The following is a 15,540-nucleotide window of genomic DNA, read 5'->3' on the forward strand; positions in this document are numbered from 1 at the left end:
ATGAACAAGGCACAAACAGGTATCACCGCCTCGGCGGACGTCAGCTTGACCGGCGGACGGAGCGAACAGCTATCTGCTCTGGCGGATGGTCAGCTGCACGGCGATGAGTTTGCCGATGCGCTGGCCTGGGCGGCGGAAGACGAAGGACGCGACACATGGGCGGTTTACCACCTTGTGGGCGATGCGTTGCGTTCTTCTGATTTGGCGCGGCCAGCAAATCCGGCGTTTCTGTCCCGCTTGCGCGAAGAGCTGGCCAAGGAGGCTCCGCCACAGCGTCCCCATGTTCCAGCCCAACTGGGCATCGTAGCGACCCCTCTGCCTGTGGCTGCCAATGCTTCGGTTTTCCGTTGGAAGATGGTTGCGGGCTTTGCGTCGCTGGCCGCCGTGGCGGCCATTGGCTGGACCTCGTTCTCCCAACTGCAGGGGGCGGGTGGAGCTGGGGCTCAACTGGCCGCGTCTTCCCCCGAGCGTGCGACTGCGCAAGGCGCGCCTGTCGTGGCTGTTGCTGATGCGGACGGCCAGCAAGTGATGATCCGGGATCCTCGATTGGATGAGTTGCTGGCGGCCCATAAGCAGTTTGGCAGTACGTCGGCCCTGCAGATGCCTGCTGGCTTTTTGCGCAACGCTACTTTTGAGACTCCTGGCCGCTGAATCGTGAACGGTATGTCTGGCGCTGAGATCGTGTGATGAACCCCTCTGGAGTTGCGAAGGTCTTTGGAAATACCCGGGTTCGATGGCTTGGCTCGCTGATAGCCGCAGCAATGTGTGGCTTGTTCGTGGGGCCTGTGGCGGGGGCTCCTGCTGCATCCTCTGAGTCAACTACCACTGCAGTGGCCGAGCGCGACATGGCGCAGTGGATCGAGCGCATGCACAGCGCACCGTGCAGCCGAGCCTATGCCGGAACCTTTGTGGTGTTGTCGGCCAACGGCGCCATGTCCAGTTCACGCATCTGGCACGCATGCGATGGCCAGCAACAATTGGAGCGGGTTGAATCGCTCAGTGGCACTCCGCGCACGGTCTATCGCCGTAACGACGAAGTTCGTACCTTCCTGCCCCAGGCGCGCGTTGTGCGGTCAGACCGCCGCGATGCATCTGGGCTCTTTCCGCGCGTACCTGTGGTCAGCGGTACATCGATCGCCCAGTTTTACACGCCCCGCCTGCTGGGGCAGGAGCGGGTGGCTGGCTTCGTGTCGGACGTGGTCTGGTTTCAGCCTACGGATACCCTGCGTTTCGGTTATCGGCTCTGGAGCGAGCGCGAAACCGGGCTGGTGGTGAAGCTGCAGACGCTGGCGGCTGATGGTCGGGTCTTGGAGCAAGCGGCTTTTTCCGAGCTGGATCTCAATGCGCCGGTGAAGGTTGATCAGCTGACGCGTCTGATGGACGCGACGTCGGGTTACAAGGTGGTGGCACCCTCAGTGGTCAAAACTACGGCAAAGGCCGAAGGTTGGGCCTTGCGCCAGCCCGTGGCCGGGTTTGTGCCTGTCAGCTGTCACCGACGGGCGGTGTCTGACGCTCCGGATGCCTCTAGTGTCTTGCAGTGCCTGTACTCCGATGGACTGGCCTCGGTATCGTTGTTTCTGGAGCCCTTCGACTCGCAGCGCCATCCCGCGCAGCCCCAGGTATCCAGCATGGGCGCTACACAGCTGGTAGCCCAACGTGGGCCGTCAGACACGTGGTTGACCGCAGTGGGTGAGGTACCTCTGCAGACACTGCGCCTTTTTGTAGGTCAGCTGGAGCGCCTGCGCTGACAGCCGCGCTGCAGATGACTGGCGGGCCGCCATACCCGGTCATTTGGCGATTTGTGTGGGCATGGAGGGCGTGACGAATGCGGGGAACCATTTGGCGTCACACTCTTCACAGTCACACACAATTCGTGAACAGCATTCGCCAAGAATCAAGAAAGGTCGAAGATGCCGAAGTTTGATGGAAGTATGTTGCGTTCGGTGGCAGTGGCATGCCTGATGGGTGGTCTGGCCACGGTCTCGGTAGCGCCCCATGCGGCGTTGGCACAACCTGCACCGCTGGTTCGGGGCTTGCCTGATTTCACCGATCTGGTGGATCAGGTGGGGCCGTCAGTGGTCAACATCCGCACCGTCGAGAAAGCGTCCAGTCGAGCCAGCGCCAATGGCATGGACGAAGAGATGCTGGAGTTCTTTCGCCGGTTTGGGGTACCCATCCCCAATGCTCCGCGTCAACAGCGGCCTCAACGGCCTCAACAGGAAGAAGAGGCGCAGCCACGTGGAGTGGGATCGGGTTTCATTCTGACCTCTGACGGGTTTGTGATGACCAACGCGCATGTGGTTGAAGGCGCTGACGAGGTCATTGTGACCTTGACGGACAAGCGTGAGTTCAAGGCGCGCATCGTGGGGGCTGACAAGCGCACTGACGTGGCCGTTGTGAAGATCGAGGCGTCAGGATTGCCTGCTGTGAAAGTGGGGGATGTGAGTCGCCTCCGAGTGGGCGAGTGGGTGATGGCGATCGGTTCACCCTTTGGGCTGGAAAACACGGTCACTGCTGGCATCGTCAGCGCCAAGCAGCGCGATACGGGTGACTACCTACCCTTCATCCAGACGGATGTGGCCATCAACCCCGGAAACTCTGGCGGGCCGCTCATCAACATGCGTGGTGAGGTGGTGGGCATCAACAGCCAGATCTATTCCCGCTCTGGCGGATTCATGGGTATCTCGTTCGCCATCCCCATGGATGAAGCCATCCGTGTGAGTGAGCAGCTGCGCGCTTCGGGCCGTGTGACGCGTGGCCGTATCGGTGTCCAGATCGGGCAAGTCACCAAGGATGTTGCTGAGTCGATTGGCCTGGGCAAGGCGCAGGGCGCTCTGGTGACGGGCGTGGAGGCAGGATCGCCCGCCGACAAAGCGGGTGTGGAGGCGGGCGACATCATCACGCGCTTTGATGGCAAACCCATCGAGAAGGTGGCAGACCTGCCGCGCCTTGTGGGCAACACCAAACCAGGCAATCGCAGTTCGGTGACGGTGTTCCGTCGCGGTGCATCCCGCGATCTGGCCATCACCATCGCGGAGATCGAACCTGACAAGCCCGCCACCAAAGTAGCCGAGCGCGAGGAGAAGCCCAAGGCCTCTGCCGCTGCACAGCAGATCGGTTTGTCAGTGACGGAACTTACGGATGCCCAGAAGAAGGAACTCAAGCTCAAGGGCGGGGTGGTCGTGGCGACCGCCACGGACGCGGCAGCACGCGCTGGCCTCCGGGAAGGGGACATCATCCTGTCGGTTGCTAACACCGAAGTGGCGGGCGTGAAAGAGTTTGAATCCGTGCTGTCCAAGGCTGATAAGAGCAAGTCCATCAACGTGCTGTATCGCCGCGGCGAGTGGGCTCAGTACGCGCTGATTCGGCCCGGCAGATAAGCGCCACAAGCGAGAACGAGGATGGCCCGGAGTCGGGCCATTCCCTACTTTTCAAGGGGGCCATTGTCGGTGCCTGGTTTTTTTTGAGGGGTTGGTAGGAGACGTCCACACCAGTCTAGATGTTAGCTTTTGCTAACTTTTCAGAGGTCCATCAACCAGTTTCGATAGAATAGAGACTTGCGTTCAACGCTTATCTGCATATCGACGGACGCTCTGTTCACGATGTGGGATGTTTTTGAGCAATGCACAGTTGATCCACAGCTCACCCACAAGTTGTCCAGCGTTGTTCTTGTGCAGACTGTGTATAAACTGTGTATAAAATTCCTGTTGCACCCTGGCAACTTCCCTTGGATGCCGAGGGGCGGGCTTTTTCAGGCGGCCTTTTTGCCTACAATGAAGCTCCAACTATCGCAGTTGCCAATGATTGTTGGTTCAGGGCGCGTCGCCATTCGACGCGCCCTTTTTTCTTGTGCGCACTGTTTTAATTCAATCACTTGACGCTTTCCGTTGATGAATCACATCAGAAATTTTTCCATCATTGCGCACATCGACCATGGCAAGTCGACGCTTGCCGACCGCTTGATTCAGCGGTGCGGAGGTCTTGCAGACCGTGAGATGGAGGCCCAGGTTCTGGACTCGATGGATATCGAAAAAGAGCGTGGGATAACCATCAAGGCGCAGACCGCTGCGCTGCAGTACAAGGCCCTGGATGGGCAGGTCTACAACCTCAATCTGATCGACACGCCAGGGCATGTGGACTTCTCGTATGAGGTGAGTCGTTCGCTGTCTGCATGCGAGGGTGCGCTGTTGGTGGTGGATGCATCGCAGGGGGTCGAAGCGCAGACTGTGGCCAACTGCTACACCGCTCTGGATCTGGGTGTGGAAGTGGTGCCGGTGCTCAACAAGATGGATCTGCCCAACGCTGATCCAGACAATGCCAAGGCCGAGATCGAAGATGTGATCGGCATTGATGCCACCGACGCGATTCCTTGCTCTGCCAAAACCGGTATGGGAATCGATGAGATTCTGGAGGCGATTGTTGCCAAGGTGCCCGCACCACGTGGCAATGCCGATGGCCCGCTGCGCGCGATGATCATCGACAGCTGGTTCGACAGCTACGTCGGGGTGGTCATGCTGGTGCGTGTGGTCGATGGCCGCTTGCTCAAGGGCGAGCGCATCAAGATGATGGCCACGGGCGCGGTGTACAACGCCGACAACCTGGGGGTGTTCACGCCCGCCAACGAGCCGCGCAATTCTCTCGATGCGGGGCAGGTGGGCTACATCATTGCTGGCATCAAGGAGCTGCAGGCCGCCAAGGTGGGTGACACCATCACGCTCGAGAAGAAGCTCCCCAACAATGCAGGGCCTGCTACGGACGCGCTGCCTGGTTTCAAGGAGATCCAGCCCCAGGTGTTCGCAGGTCTTTACCCCACCGAAGCCAGCGAGTACGACTCGCTGCGTGACGCCCTGGAAAAGCTCAAGCTCAACGACGCTTCGCTCCACTATGAGCCCGAGGTGAGTCAGGCGCTGGGCTTTGGCTTCCGCTGCGGCTTTCTTGGACTGTTGCACATGGAGATCGTGCAAGAGCGGCTGGAGCGCGAATTCGACCAGGACCTCATCACGACGGCTCCCAGTGTGGTCTATGAGGTGGTCAAGGCCGACGGCGAAGTGATCATGGTCGAGAACCCTTCCAAGATGCCTGACCAGGGTCGTCTGGAGGAAATCCGTGAGCCTATCGTGACGGTCCATCTGTACATGCCGCAGGAGTATGTAGGCCCGGTGATGACGCTGGCCAATCAGAAGCGTGGCGTGCAGATGAACATGGCGTACCACGGTCGCCAGGTAATGCTCACTTACGAAATGCCGCTCGGTGAGATCGTGCTCGACTTCTTTGACAAGCTCAAATCGGTCTCGCGCGGCTACGCCTCCATGGACTACGAGTTCAAGGAGTACCGTGCCTCCGATGTGGTGAAGGTTGATATCCTGCTGAACGGAGAAAAGGTGGATGCCTTGTCCATCATCGTGCACCGCTCGCAGTCGCAGTACCGTGGCCGGGCAGTGGTTGCCAAGATGCGCGAGATCATCAGCCGCCAGATGTATGACGTGGCCATCCAGGCGGCCATCGGCGCCAACATCATTGCGCGCGAAACCATCAAGGCACTGCGCAAAAACGTGTTGGCCAAATGTTATGGCGGCGATATCACCCGCAAACGCAAGCTTCTTGAGAAGCAGAAAGCAGGCAAAAAGCGCATGAAACAGATCGGATCGGTCGAGGTGCCTCAAGAGGCATTCCTGGCCATTTTGCAGGTGGAAGATTGATGCAGTTCATGCAAATTTTGACGTCACTGGTGCTGGCGGCCTTCGTGGGCTATATCGGTGCCTGGTATACCGGAGCTATCGAGGGCAACTTTGCACTGCTTTTGTTTCTGGCGACGGTCGTCACCGGCATCTACTGGCTGGCAGAGCGCATTTATTTTCTGCCCCGGCGGCGCCGCGCGGCGCAGGCCATCGAGGACGCAGCAACTGAGCGGCGTGCAGAGCTGGATCGCATGGGCATCCAGAAGGTGGATGTGGATGTGCAGGAAGCCAAGGGCCGCATCCTCATGCAACCCTGGTGGCTGGACTGGACTGCGGGGTTGTTCCCAGTCATCGCTGCGGTGTTTTTCTTGCGCTCGTTTCTTTTCGAGCCTTTCAAGATTCCATCGGGCTCCATGATCCCAACGCTGCTCGTTGGTGACCTGATTTTGGTGAATAAATTCACCTATGGCATTCGACTGCCTGTCATCAACACACGGTTGACCGAGGGATCCAGGCCCGCTCGCGGCGATGTTCTGGTGTTCCGCTATCCGCCACAGCCCAGCATGGACTACATCAAGCGTGTCGTAGGGGTGCCGGGCGATGAGGTGGCCTACATCAACAAGCGCCTCACCATCAACGGTAAAGCTGTTGACACCAAGGCGTTGCCCGACTTCTTTGAAGAAGACTCCATGCGTTACTTCAAGCAGTTTGAAGAGCAACTGGGCGATCAGCCGCACCGGTTGCTGAACAATCCCGATGTGCCCGCTTTTGTACAAGGCGCCAGCAATTTTGCTTATCGCGAAAACTGCCGCTACAGTGTGGAAGGTGTCACTTGCAAGGTGCCGGAGGGGCACTATTTCATGATGGGCGACAACCGCGACAACTCGCTCGATTCCCGTTACTGGGGGTTTGTGCCCGAGGGCAACATCGTGGGCAAGGCCTTTTTTGTCTGGATGAATTTCGGTAATCTCAAGCGCATCGGCTCGTTCCATTGAGTGCGGGCGATTGCAAATAACATTGAGGGGGTCATTGATGAAGACATATCGCACTGCAAGCCGCTCAAGCCAACGCGGGCTGTCGTTTTTCGGGCTGATTTTTGTGGGGCTGATCGCTGTGGCCGCATTTGCCATTGGCGGACAGTCGGTGCCGATTTTTCTGGAGTACGCGTCTGCGAAAAAGGCCATTGAAAAGGCTAAGCTCGAAACCACTGTTCCAGGAGTTCGCGCAGCCTTTGATCGCGCCGCCACCATTGATGACATTCGGTCCATCCGAGGTGCCGATCTGGAGGTTACAAAACGCGGCGACAAGGTCGTCGTGTCTTTTAAATACTCGCGTGAAATTCCCCTGGCGGGGCCGGCTTATCTGGTCTACCGTCTTGAAGCGCAGACCAACTAGGTGCAGCCCGGTCTTTTAGCTCTGCAGGATCGCCTGCAGCATGTGTTTGCCGATCCTTCGCTGCTCCAGCGTGCCACCACACACCGCAGTTTCTCTGCGGACCATAACGAGCGGCTTGAATTTCTCGGCGACTCGGTTTTGAACCTGGCGGTGGCCAGCCTGCTGTACCAGCGTTTGTCTGCCTTGCCCGAGGGGGACTTGTCGCGGGTGCGGGCCAATCTGGTCAAGCAGGACACGTTGCACCAGTTGGCGGTGCGACTCAAAGTCTCAGAGGTACTGCGCCTCGGAGAGGGTGAGGCGAAATCAGGGGGGCAGCAGCGCCCCTCCATCCTGGCGGACGCGTTGGAGGCCCTGATTGGGGCGGTGTATCTGGATGCCGGCTACACCAGCGCAGAAGCGCTGGTGCACCGTCTTTTCCAGTGCGTGGAGATCAACCCGCAGATGCAGGCAGCATCCAAGGACGCCAAAACCGCGTTGCAGGAGTGGCTACAGGGCCGCAAAATGAGGCTGCCGCAGTACAAGGTGGTCGCGACGGTGGGGGCGGCCCACCGCCAGACCTTTGACGTCGAGTGCGATATTCCCGAACTGGGCCTGACCGAGCGTGGCATCGGCGGTTCCCGCAGGGCAGGCGAGCAAGCCGCCGCCGCGGCCATGCTGGCCACATTGAAAGTAAAGAATTTATGAATGACGCTACCAAAGATGTAGCTGCTGACCAGGGTGCTGAAAGCGCCCCGGTGCAAAACGATCTGGAAGCCATGCTGGCTGCTGCGGGGGCTCCGGCGGCTGTGCCCGGCCAACGCTGTGGTGTGATCGCCATTGTTGGCAAGCCCAACGTGGGCAAGTCCACCTTGCTCAATGCCCTGGTGGGGCAAAAGATCAGCATCACCTCGCGCAAGGCGCAGACCACGCGCCACCGCATCACGGGCATTCGCACCCTGGACCAGACGCAGTTCATTTTTGTGGATACGCCGGGCTTCCAGACCCGGCACGCCACCGCACTCAACAAGTCTCTGAACAAGACTGTGATGGGCGCGATTGGCGACGTGGACCTGATCCTTTTTGTGGTGGAAGCCGGCAACTTCACGCTGGCGGATGCCAAGGTGCTTTCGCTGTTCAAGCCGGGCATTCCCACGCTGCTGGTGGCCAACAAGCTGGATATGGTGCACCGCCGTGCCGAGCTGGCCCCCTGGCTCAAGAGCATGCAGGAGCGCCACCCGTTTGCCGAGTTCGTGCCCATGTCGGCCAAGAACAAGGGTGACATCGAGCGTTTGTTTGGCATCTGCGCCAAATATCTGCCCGAGCAGCCCTGGTGGTACGGCGAGGATGAACTGACCGACCGCAGCGAGAAGTTCCTGGCCTCTGAAACCGTGCGCGAGAAGCTGTTTCGCTTCACGGGCGACGAACTGCCCTACACCTCGACCGTGGTCATCGACAAGTTCGATGAGGAAAAGAGCAAGCAGCACAAACGCTTGGTCAAGATTGCCGCCACCATCGTGGTGGAGCGTGACAACCACAAGATGATGGTCATTGGCGACAAGGGCGAGCGCCTGAAGCGCATTGGCACCGAGGCCCGCCAGGAGCTCGAAAAGCTCATGGACGCCAAGGTGTTCCTGGAGCTGTGGGTCAAGGTCCGCTCCGGCTGGGCCGATGACGAAGCCCGGGTCCGCTCCTTCGGCTACGAGTAAGCCCCGAAAGCTGACTTCCCCGTCTTCCTGCGCACACACCCCGCAGCAGGCGTTACGGGCGATCCCTCCGTACCATTCATCCCCGCAGCACCGTGGCCGTAGCCAAGCGCATTTCTGATGAACCTGCGTTCGTGCTGCACAGCTACGACTGGAGCGAATCCAGCCTGATCCTGGAGGTCTTCTGCCGCCAGCAAGGGCGGACCGCACTGGTGGCCAAAGGGGCCAAGAAGCCCAGCTCCAACTTCCGCCCGGTGCTGCTGCCGCTGCAGCCTTTGCTGGTGACCTACACGCTCACGGGCGATGGCCATGCGGACATCCACACGCTCAAGGGCGCTGAATGGGTGGGGGGGCATGTGATGCCCACGGGCGATGCGCTGCTGTCGGGCATGTACCTCAATGAACTGCTGCTGCGCCTGCTGGCGAGGGCAGACCCGCACCCGGCATTGTTTGATGCCTATGCAGGGGTGGTGCGCGTGCTGGCCAGTGAGCATGGCGATGCGCTCGAGGCGGTGCTGCGCAGTTTTGAGCTGCTGCTCCTGCGCGAGATCGGCCTCTTGCCGGGACTGGACGTGCAGACCATGACCTTCGCCCCCCTGGAGCCGGGCACCCGCTACACCCTGGTGCCCGAAGGCGGCTTGCGTGCCGCGTCGGCCGCGGACCGCGCAGGCCTGCTGGGCAGCCAGTGGCGGGCCCTGCAGCATGGCCTGGATGACGTGGCCAGCTACACCGCCACCTTGCGCGCATGTGCCCCCGTGGCGACCGAACTCAAGCCGCAGCTGCGTGCCCTGCTGCAATACCATTGCGGCAGCCCGACGCTGCGCACCCGCCAGCTCATGATTGATTTGCAGGCCCTATGAATCCATCCTCTCACTCTCCCCAGCGCACCGCCTTGTCCGTCAATGTCAACAAGGTGGCTTTGGTGCGCAACACGCGACACCTGGGCATTCCCAGCGTCACCCGCGCGGCCGAGTTGTGCCTGCAAGCGGGTGCGCAGGGCATCACGGTGCACCCCCGGCCCGACGAACGGCACATCCGCGGCCAGGACGTGCATGAGCTGGCAACACTGATGAAGGCATGGCCCGACCGCGAATACAACATCGAGGGCAACCCGTCGCAGAACCTGATGGATTTCATTCGCCAGGTGCGGCCCCAGCAGGCGACTTTTGTGCCTGACAGCGAGGACCAGTTCACCAGCGACCACGGCTGGAGCTTTCCGCAAGATGCCGAGCGCCTGGCGCCCCTGGTGGCCGAATGCAAGGCCCTGGGTGTGCGCGTGAGCCTCTTCATGGACCCGGTCCCTGAGCAAATGGCTGCGGCCAAGGCCGTGGGAGCCGACCGGGTGGAGCTGTACACCGAGCCCTATGCCGCCGCCTGGGGCTCGGCGCAGCAGGCGGCCGAGCTCAAACGCTATGCCGCAGCCGCCCAGGCTGCGCTGGACGTCGGATTGGGCGTCAACGCTGGCCATGACCTCAACCGGGACAACCTGGCGGCTTTTGTGCGCGAAGTGCCGGGCGTTCTGGAGGTCTCGATTGGCCATGCGCTGATTGCCGATGCGCTGGAGCTGGGCTACGCCGCAACCGTGCAGGCGTACCTGGACTGCATTGCCCAGGGCTTTGTGGGCGCTGGAAACTCCTGATTTGATAGCTGCAGAGGCATGCTCCACTGGCGCTTCTAGCCATTTTGATTGAAATTTCATGATCTACGGCATTGGCACCGACATCTGCGACGTGCGCCGCATCGCGGCCAGCCTGGCGCGCCACGGCGACCGCTTTGCTGAAAAGGTGCTGGCCGAGGGCGAACTGGCCACCTGGCGTGAACGCAGCGCGCGCTGGCCCGACCGGGGTTTGCGCTACCTGGCCACCCGGTTCTCGGCCAAGGAGGCTTTCAGCAAGGCGATCGGTCTGGGCATGCGCATGCCGATGACCTGGCGCCATTGCGAGGTCGCCAAGCTACGCAGCGGTCAGCCTGTCATCGTGCTACACGGCGCGCTCAAGGAATGGTTTGAGGCCCAAGGGCTGCAGGCGCACCTGAGCGTGACCGACGAAACCGACTACGCCGCCAGCTTCTGTGTGGTAGAAAAAATCCAAACCAAATTGCCTTGAAGCGCATGATTCATATGTGCTGATAGCTACCAATTGAGTAGCAATTGACCCTTGAAACGTCCCATGACTGAACACGCACCCCTGATCCTCGACGTCGCTGGCACCACCCTCAATGCCGATGACCGCCGCCGCCTGGCGCACCCACTCACGGGTGGTGTCATCCTGTTTGCCCGCAACTGGGAAAACCGCGCACAGCTGCTGCAGCTCACCAGCAGCATCAAGGCCGTGCGCGACGACCTGCTGATCTGTGTGGACCACGAAGGCGGCCGCGTGCAGCGCTTTCGCACCGATGGTTTCACCCACCTGCCGCCCATGCGTGCGCTGGGGGAGATGTGGATGGATGACGGCAAGGGCGCCAAGGCTGTGCCCGGCAGCGGCGCCCTGCGCGCCACCAATGCGGCCACGGCGGCGGGTTATGTGCTGGGTACCGAATTGCGCGCCTGCGGTGTGGACTTCAGCTTCACGCCCGTGCTCGACCTGGATTGGGGCGAAAGCGGAGTGATCGGAGACCGGTCCTTCCACCGCGACCCCCGTGTGGTGGCGCTGCTGGCCAAGAGCCTCATGCACGGCCTGCTGCAGGCGGGCATGGCCAACTGCGGCAAGCACTTCCCTGGCCACGGCTGTGTCAAGGCGGACTCGCACACCGAGGTACCCGTAGACAAGCGCAGCCTCAAGGCCATCCTGGCCGACGATGCGGCGCCTTACCCCTGGCTCAGCAGCACGCTCACCAGCGTGATGCCGGCCCATGTGATCTACCCCAAGGTGGACAGCCGTCCCGCCGGTTTCTCGCAACGCTGGCTGCAAGACATCCTGCGCCGTCAGATGCGTTTTGACGGCGCGATCTTCAGCGACGACCTCAGCATGGAAGGTGCCCGCCGCCTGGACGGCCAGGTGGTCAGCTACACCGATGCCGCCGTGGCGGCGTTGGAAGCGGGTTGCGACCTGGTGCTGCTGTGCAACCAGAGCGTGGGTGAGGGCAAGGCGGTGGACGAACTCATCACGGGCCTCGACAACGCCCGCAACCAGGGGCGCTGGCAACCCAGTGTGGACAGCGAATCCCGCCGCCTGGCGTTGCTGCCCGAAACCCTGCCGCAGGCCTGGGATGAACTGATGTACCAGCCTGCCTACCTGCAGGCGCTGGACCTGTTGCCCTGACCTGCGTGTGGTGGTGTGTCCGGTACGGGTGCCACACCCCTTGCGGTGCCGCGTGGTTACCCGCTAGGGCGTGTTGAAGGGCCCTGGCGTCACAGGCGTCGGTGCGGCCGGTGAGGCATTGGCTGCCGCATCCGCAGTGGCCGCAGGCGGGGCAGGGGGCGGCGGCACTCCTTGAAACCTGCGCACCACGCGCTGGAACACCAGCGCATTCGGAATCTGCAGCCAAGCCGTGTGATCGGTGGCTGCGCCGTGGTCTTCCAGCGTGGTGTAAAGCAGGTTGATGTCCACCACGCGCCCCTTGGCGCCAGGCTTCTCTGCGGTGTCCAGCACCTCGATGTAGTCGCCGATCTTGAAGGGCCGCACGGTGAAGATCAGCAGCGCACAAAACAGGTTGGACAGCACGCTCCAGGCCGCGAAGAACGCGACGGCACCCACAGTGGCAAAACCGGTGAAGGCGGTCCAGAGCACCGTGGCCGACACCCCCATGCGCTCCAGCACCAGCAGCGCGGCGCTGGCAATGATGAGCCAGCGGATCAGGCCGTTGATGGGCACCAGCAGTTCATTGGGCAACTGGTAGTGGGCGCTGGCACGGCGCACCAGGCGCCTCAGTGTGCGCTGCAACAGCCAGGCGACAAACAGAATCAGCAGGATCTGCGAGCCAGGAATGATGACCTCAAGCCAGTCCTGCATCCACTCGGGCAGTCGGGTTTTCAGAACTTGCATGCGGGAGACGGCGGTACGGGCGTTGCGTTCAGTCGCGTCGAACGAGAAGAAGTGGAAGAAACTCAATTGCGCAATTGCTCCACGGTGTCCATTTGCATTTCAAAACTGAAGAAGCGGTTGCGGCCCTGGGCCTTGGCGGCATAGAGCGCCTGGTCGGCCCGCATGATCATGCTCTCGGCGTTGGTGCTGTCGTCGGGCACGCAGGTGGTGATGCCACCCGACAGGGTCAGCGTGTCGCCCAGTGGGGAGTCTGCGTGTGCAATGGCGCGCACCTTGAGCAGCTGCCCCAGGGCGCGTGCAAAGGTCATGGCGCCGGAGCGGGGCGTGTTGGGCAGGATGAGTGCGAACTCTTCCCCCCCGTAGCGCGAGGCCACGTCCCGGGGGCGCACACAGACCTCGCGCAACAGGCGGCCCACCTCTTTCAGGCAGGCGTCTCCTTGCACATGGCCGCTGGCGTCGTTGAAAAGCTTGAAGTGGTCCAGATCGCACAGCATCAGCGTGAGCGGCGTGCCGTCGCGTCGCGCGGCCAGGATCTCGTTGTGCAGGATGCGGTCAAACCCGCGGCGGTTGACGAGGCCCGTGAGCGCATCGATTTCCACCATCTCGTTAAGCCGCTGATTGGCGACATGCAACTCGGCCGACATCGACACCAGCCGTCGGCGCATGTCCAGCAACCGCCGCATGGCGCGCAGCTTGGCCATCAGCACGATGGGCTTGACGGGTTTGACCAGGTAGTCGTCGCCCCCCACCTCAATGCCGCGCCACACATCCAGTTCGTTGTCCAGGCCCGACAGGAAGATGATGGGCGTCCAGTCCCCCGCCTCGCTCTCACGCATCTGCTGCGCCACCCAGTAGCCATCCTGGCCCGGCAGCTTGATGTCCAGCAGCACCAGATCGGGCCGGTGGGTCTTGAACAGATGCAGCGCAGCCGGGCCCTCGGGTGCCTCGAAGATGTCTGACACCCCCGCCCGCCGCAGTTCGGCCACCAGCGCCGCGCGCACGGACCCCTGGTCTTCGACCACCAGTACCGAAAAAGCATTGCCCGAAGGCAGGGGCTCGTTGGCAGGGTAGGGCGCATTGCTGGAGCTGAAGGGCACGGTATGTCTCCTTGGTGCCTAGTGACCGGTAGAGGGGGCGGTCGCTGACCGCCCTCCGACGCAAATCAGGCCTCAGGACTCGCGGCGCAGCGCAGGGAACAGAATCACGTCGCGAATGCTGGGGCTGTCAGTCAGCAGCATCATGAGGCGGTCAATACCAATACCGCAACCCCCCGTGGGTGGCATGCCGTACTCCAGTGCGCGCACGAAGTCGTGGTCGTAGAACATGGCTTCGTCGTCGCCACTGTCTTTGGCGGCCACCTGGGCATGGAAGCGTGCGGCCTGGTCTTCGGCGTCGTTCAGCTCGCTGAAGCCGTTGCCGAACTCGCGGCCGGTGATGTACAGCTCAAAGCGCTCGGTCACCTCGGGGCGGGTGTCGTTGGCACGTGCCAGGGGCGAAATTTCGGTGGGGTGTTCCATGATGAAGGTGGGCTGCCACAGCTTGTCTTCCACCGTTTCTTCAAAGTACAACACCTGCAGGCTGGCCAGCGTGCGGGTCGAGAGCTTGTCCTTCTCTTCGGTCATGCCCAGCTTCTTCAATGCACTGATGAGCCAGGCGGCATCGTCCACATGGGCACCGGCCTCGGTGTACTGGAAGATGGCTTCGCGGATGGTCAGGCGGGCAAACGGCTGGGTCAGGTCCACCGCGCGGCCCTGGTAGGTCATCTGCAGCGAGCCCGTGGCCTTGAGCGCCACTTCACGGATCAGCGTCTCCGTGAAGTCCATCAGGTCCAGGTAGTTCCAGTACGCCGCGTAGAACTCCATCATGGTGAACTCGGGGTTGTGGCGCACCGAGATACCTTCGTTGCGGTAGCTGCGGTTGATTTCGAACACGCGCTCGAAGCCGCCCACGATCAGGCGCTTGAGGTACAGCTCCGGAGCGATGCGCAGGTACATCTCCTGCTCCAGCGCGTTGTGGTGCGTCACGAACGGCTTGGCATTGGCGCCGCCCGGTATGGGGTGCAGCATAGGCGTCTCGACTTCGAGAAAACCGTGGCTCACCATGAACTCGCGCAGGCCGCTCACGGCCTTGCTGCGGGCCACGAAGCGCTTGCGGGCTTGCTCATCGGTGATCAGGTCCACATAGCGCTGGCGGTACTTCTGCTCCTGGTCGGCCATGCCGTGGAACTTGTCGGGCAGCGGGCGCAGGCTCTTGGTGAGCAGGCGCAGGCTGGTCACCTTGACCGACAGCTCGCCGGTCTTGGTCTTCATCAGCAAGCCTTCGGCACCCACGATGTCGCCCAGATCCCAGTGCTTGAAGGCCGCATATAGCTCTTCGCCCACAGCGTCACGGGTCACATAGAGCTGTATACGCCCACCCACTTCGCCCAGCGAGCCATCCTGGATCGTGGCGAAGCTGGCCTTGCCCATCACCCGCTTGAGCATCATGCGGCCGGCCACAGACACATTCACCGGCGTGGCTTCCAGAGACTCGTTCGTGGCAGCGCTGTGTTCCAGGTGCAACTGGGCAGCCTTGTGGCCGGGCTTGAAGTTGTTGGGAAAAGCAACGCTACCGCCGTTGGCCTGGGCTTCGCGCAGAGCGCGGAGCTTTTCGCGGCGCTCGGCGATGAGCTGGTTGTCGTCCTGAGGGGGGAGGGAGGTGGTGGTGTCAGACATGGAGAGCCGCCCGCAAATGGGGGCGTTCAGAGGCGTTATTCGAACCAAAACCCGTGATTTTAGTTTTTTGCACGTGCCGTGGGGTGCT

15 protein-coding genes are annotated in these 15,540 nt (G+C 61.6%); 12 read left to right on the forward strand and 3 right to left on the reverse strand.

Translation table 11 applies throughout. The annotated features are described in order from the left end of the window. The 12 genes from CLU87_RS04615 (at nt 1) to nagZ (ending at nt 12,015) form a co-directional block, all read left to right on the forward strand. Nucleotides 1–651 carry a sigma-E factor negative regulatory protein gene (locus CLU87_RS04615; RefSeq protein WP_082522408.1) on the forward strand — a complete coding sequence of 217 codons (651 nt, stop codon included), beginning with the start codon at nt 1–3 and terminating at the stop codon, nt 649–651. 194 nt (nt 652–845) lie between these two features. Then, nucleotides 846–1,748, forward strand: a complete 903-nt coding sequence (locus tag CLU87_RS04620; RefSeq protein ID WP_233193711.1) for a MucB/RseB C-terminal domain-containing protein — start codon at nt 846–848, stop codon at nt 1,746–1,748. A 162-nt stretch (nt 1,749–1,910) separates the two neighbouring features. Further along, complete coding sequence (locus CLU87_RS04625; protein ID WP_099729690.1) at nt 1,911–3,380, forward strand: Do family serine endopeptidase; 1,470 nt, start codon at nt 1,911–1,913, stop codon at nt 3,378–3,380. Between the two features lie 510 nt (nt 3,381–3,890). Beyond that, nucleotides 3,891–5,699: a translation elongation factor 4 gene (gene lepA, locus CLU87_RS04630; RefSeq protein ID WP_099729691.1), complete on the forward strand. Its 1,809-nt coding sequence runs from the start codon at nt 3,891–3,893 to the stop codon at nt 5,697–5,699. Then, nucleotides 5,699–6,673 (forward strand): signal peptidase I, encoded by a 975-nt coding sequence (gene lepB / locus CLU87_RS04635; protein WP_099729692.1) that lies wholly within the window; start codon nt 5,699–5,701, stop codon nt 6,671–6,673. The genes lepA and lepB overlap by 1 nt, the downstream gene beginning before the upstream one ends. 37 nt (nt 6,674–6,710) lie before the next feature. Next, nucleotides 6,711–7,073 (forward strand): DUF4845 domain-containing protein, encoded by a 363-nt coding sequence (locus CLU87_RS04640; RefSeq protein ID WP_099729693.1) that lies wholly within the window; start codon nt 6,711–6,713, stop codon nt 7,071–7,073. Further along, nucleotides 7,074–7,757, forward strand: coding sequence for a ribonuclease III (gene rnc, locus CLU87_RS04645; RefSeq protein WP_099729694.1), 684 nt, complete (start codon nt 7,074–7,076; stop codon nt 7,755–7,757). Further along, nucleotides 7,754–8,758: a GTPase Era gene (era, locus tag CLU87_RS04650; protein WP_099729695.1), complete on the forward strand. Its 1,005-nt coding sequence runs from the start codon at nt 7,754–7,756 to the stop codon at nt 8,756–8,758. The genes rnc and era overlap by 4 nt, the downstream gene beginning before the upstream one ends. Nucleotides 8,759–8,850: 92 nt before the next feature. Beyond that, nucleotides 8,851–9,615 (forward strand): DNA repair protein RecO, encoded by a 765-nt coding sequence (gene recO, locus CLU87_RS04655; RefSeq protein ID WP_056061385.1) that lies wholly within the window; start codon nt 8,851–8,853, stop codon nt 9,613–9,615. Beyond that, nucleotides 9,612–10,394 carry a pyridoxine 5'-phosphate synthase gene (locus tag CLU87_RS04660; protein ID WP_056061388.1) on the forward strand — a complete coding sequence of 261 codons (783 nt, stop codon included), beginning with the start codon at nt 9,612–9,614 and terminating at the stop codon, nt 10,392–10,394. The genes recO and CLU87_RS04660 overlap by 4 nt, the downstream gene beginning before the upstream one ends. Nucleotides 10,395–10,452: 58 nt before the next feature. Beyond that, entirely contained in the window at nt 10,453–10,860 is a 408-nt protein-coding gene (gene acpS / locus CLU87_RS04665; protein ID WP_056747600.1) for a holo-ACP synthase, read from the forward strand. A 63-nt stretch (nt 10,861–10,923) separates the two neighbouring features. Next, a complete protein-coding gene (gene nagZ / locus CLU87_RS04670) occupies nt 10,924–12,015 on the forward strand; it encodes a beta-N-acetylhexosaminidase (protein WP_099729696.1) in 1,092 nt (363 codons plus the stop codon). Between the two features lie 63 nt (nt 12,016–12,078). Here the strand turns inward: nagZ and CLU87_RS04675 are convergent, their stop codons facing one another. The 3 genes from CLU87_RS04675 to lysS form a co-directional block, all read right to left on the reverse strand. Further along, nucleotides 12,079–12,738 carry a mechanosensitive ion channel family protein gene (locus CLU87_RS04675; protein WP_099732039.1) on the reverse strand — a complete coding sequence of 220 codons (660 nt, stop codon included), beginning with the start codon at nt 12,736–12,738 and terminating at the stop codon, nt 12,079–12,081. 62 nt (nt 12,739–12,800) lie between these two features. Next, a complete protein-coding gene (locus CLU87_RS04680) occupies nt 12,801–13,835 on the reverse strand; it encodes a diguanylate cyclase domain-containing protein (RefSeq protein ID WP_056747604.1) in 1,035 nt (344 codons plus the stop codon). A gap of 72 nt (nt 13,836–13,907) precedes the next feature. Further along, the gene (gene lysS / locus CLU87_RS04685; RefSeq protein ID WP_099729697.1) at nt 13,908–15,452 is read right to left on the reverse strand and encodes a lysine--tRNA ligase; all 1,545 of its coding nucleotides are present in this window, start codon (nt 15,450–15,452) and stop codon (nt 13,908–13,910) included. Nucleotides 15,453–15,540 lie beyond the last annotated feature (88 nt).

The sequence above is a fragment of the Acidovorax sp. 59 genome, assembly GCF_002754175.1.
GTDB lineage: Bacteria > Pseudomonadota > Gammaproteobacteria > Burkholderiales > Burkholderiaceae_C > Acidovorax > Acidovorax delafieldii.

What these genes read in the sequence shown, in the direction of transcription:
- CLU87_RS04675 (WP_099732039.1), bottom strand. Translation starts at nt 12,738, where the DNA reads ATGCAAGTTCTGAAAACCCGACTGCCCGAGTGGATGCAGGACTGGCTT.
- lysS (WP_099729697.1), bottom strand. Translation starts at nt 15,452, where the DNA reads ATGTCTGACACCACCACCTCCCTCCCCCCTCAGGACGACAACCAGCTC.
- CLU87_RS04620 (WP_233193711.1), top strand. Translation starts at nt 846, where the DNA reads ATGGCGCAGTGGATCGAGCGCATGCACAGCGCACCGTGCAGCCGAGCC.
- acpS (WP_056747600.1), top strand. Translation starts at nt 10,453, where the DNA reads ATGATCTACGGCATTGGCACCGACATCTGCGACGTGCGCCGCATCGCG.
- era (WP_099729695.1), top strand. Translation starts at nt 7,754, where the DNA reads ATGAATGACGCTACCAAAGATGTAGCTGCTGACCAGGGTGCTGAAAGC.
- CLU87_RS04640 (WP_099729693.1), top strand. Translation starts at nt 6,711, where the DNA reads ATGAAGACATATCGCACTGCAAGCCGCTCAAGCCAACGCGGGCTGTCG.
- CLU87_RS04615 (WP_082522408.1), top strand. Translation starts at nt 1, where the DNA reads ATGAACAAGGCACAAACAGGTATCACCGCCTCGGCGGACGTCAGCTTG.
- CLU87_RS04660 (WP_056061388.1), top strand. Translation starts at nt 9,612, where the DNA reads ATGAATCCATCCTCTCACTCTCCCCAGCGCACCGCCTTGTCCGTCAAT.
- CLU87_RS04625 (WP_099729690.1), top strand. Translation starts at nt 1,911, where the DNA reads ATGCCGAAGTTTGATGGAAGTATGTTGCGTTCGGTGGCAGTGGCATGC.
- nagZ (WP_099729696.1), top strand. Translation starts at nt 10,924, where the DNA reads ATGACTGAACACGCACCCCTGATCCTCGACGTCGCTGGCACCACCCTC.
- lepA (WP_099729691.1), top strand. Translation starts at nt 3,891, where the DNA reads ATGAATCACATCAGAAATTTTTCCATCATTGCGCACATCGACCATGGC.
- lepB (WP_099729692.1), top strand. Translation starts at nt 5,699, where the DNA reads ATGCAGTTCATGCAAATTTTGACGTCACTGGTGCTGGCGGCCTTCGTG.